Source organism: Ideonella azotifigens, from assembly GCF_006519715.1.
Lineage (GTDB): Bacteria > Pseudomonadota > Gammaproteobacteria > Burkholderiales > Burkholderiaceae_C > Ideonella > Ideonella azotifigens.
Window position 1 is genome coordinate 1 of sequence record NZ_VIDT01000867.1, and the last position, 1,971, is coordinate 1,971.

At 70.0% G+C, this 1,971-nt stretch carries 2 protein-coding genes; one reads left to right on the forward strand and one right to left on the reverse strand.

Features of this window, described 5'->3' with window-relative positions; translation table 11 throughout:
- A partial coding sequence (locus FKP22_RS28620) for a carotenoid oxygenase family protein (RefSeq protein ID WP_141291514.1) occupies positions 1–1,408 on the reverse strand: 1,408 nt, incomplete at its 3' end.
- A gap of 145 nt (positions 1,409–1,553) precedes the next feature.
- Between FKP22_RS28620 and FKP22_RS28625 the strand changes: the two genes are divergently transcribed.
- A partial coding sequence (locus FKP22_RS28625) for a winged helix-turn-helix domain-containing protein (RefSeq protein ID WP_211361639.1) occupies positions 1,554–1,971 on the forward strand: 418 nt, incomplete at its 3' end.

Below are 1,971 nucleotides of genomic sequence, written 5' to 3' on the forward strand. Positions count from 1 at the left end.
GCGGGATGGCCGCAGGCACCTCCACCGAGGCCAGCAGCGCCATCGTGCGGGCGTCCAGGATGGCCAGCGCCGAGCTGCGCTGCTGCTGGCTGCAGCCCACCGAGAGCAGCACGCCGTCGTCCTCGTCGGTGCCGCCGGGCCGGGCGACGAACACCGGCTCGCCGTAGATGCGTTCGCCATCGCTGAAGCTGCGGCCCATGCCGCTGTGCAGGTCCACCTTGACGATGGACGAGGCATAGCCGCCGCTGCCGTCATTTGTCGCGGGGCCATCGGCCGCGCCCCAGGCGAAGCGGTAGTCGCTGCCGCTGTGCCGGTGGTAGTGGATGCAGGGGAACTCGAAGCCGGCTTCGCTCAGCGTCTGCAGCTCGGCGCGTGGCTGGCCCGGCCGCATCGTGATGCGCACCAGCGAGGGCCGCAGGTCCGGCAGCCGCTCGACCATGCGGGCTACGCGCAGGTCTTCCATGATCGCGGCGTCCGGATAGGCCAGCACGTCCAGCACCGTCTCGCTGCCACGCTCGAAGGCGTTGACGGTGTGGAAGACGAACATCGCGTCGGTTTCGTATTCGGTCGTGGCACCGGTCGCGCGGTCCATCACCACCAGCCGCGTGCCGTCCTGCGGGCGCCACTCGAAGTGGTCGATGTAGCCGCGGTTGGACCACAGCATGGCCAGCGGCTTGACCGAGAAGGGGTGGGCCAGCAGCACCGCGCGCGAGGGCGTGAGGCCGAAGGAATGCAGGTAGGGCACGCGCTCGGTCCGCCAGGACCCGACGACCCGGCGCGTGTGCTCGCCGTCGCCATGTTCGTAGAGCGAGACGACCCCACCGCTGCTGCCGAAGTTGGTCGCCAGGTTCACGACCTGGCGCCGCGCGAAGTCGCGGTGCGGGTGTGCGCTCATCAGGTTGCCGTCCAAGCCGTCCTGCCCGTAGGGCCGCACGCCCAGCGAGCGCAGGGTGGCCGCGTCGATGCGCAGCTGCTGCGCGCCTTCGGTCATCGCGACCAGCTCGTCGCCCATCTGCACGATGTTGACATTGGTGTTGTCGGTGCTGCGCTGCACAGGCTGCAGCAGGCGCTGCCAGGGCGTGCGGCCGGTGGGTGTGCCAAACGAGGAGCGCTGCGCCCGTCCGGCCGCCACCTCGCGCGCGGCCTCGCTGTCCAGCAGGCGCGACTGGAAGCTCACGGCGCCGCTGCCGATGCGGAAAGCGTAGACCTGGCCCAGCCCGTCGAACCAGTGGCGGGCCTGCCAGTCACCTTGCGCAAACACGGCCGGGCAGGTGCGCAGCAGGTCGCCCTGCAGCCATTCGGGCACCTTGCCGGTGACGGCGGCCTCGTGCGGCCGGTGCACATCGGGCGAGCGCCGGAACGGCGCCATCGACTCGATCTCACGGAAACGGGTTTGGACCTGAGGCATGACGTCGCTGCTCCGAGCTGGGAGGACGTCGGGATTGTTTTGCCGCGTGGCGGACCGGAGCTGAAGCTATCCTGAAGCTTTCCTGATGCGCCGGGTTTCAGAGATTTAGACTCGGTGCACCCACCTTCCCCAGGAGCTTGCAACGATGCCTGCTTCGGCTGCACCGGTTCGTTATCGCTTTGGCCGCTTCGAGCTTCAGCTCGACGAGCGGCGGCTGCTGAGCGCCGGGGCCGCCGTGGCGCTGCGCCCGCTGGCGTTCGACGTGCTGACCGTGCTGGTGGAACGCGCCGGGCACCTGGTGACCAAGACCGAACTGCTGCGGCGGGTCTGGGGCCAGGTGGTGGTCGAAGAGAACGCGCTGCAGGCGCATGTTTCGGCGCTGCGCAGGGTGCTGGGGGTGCCGGCCATCGCCACCGTCAGCGGGCAGGGCTACCGGTTCACGCTGGCCGCGGCGCCGGTCGAGGCACTGTCCGCGCCGGCCACGCCGCACAACCTGCCGCACGCGTTGACGAGCTTCATCGGCCGCGAGCGCGAAATCGCCGACATCCGGCGCTGGCTGGAAA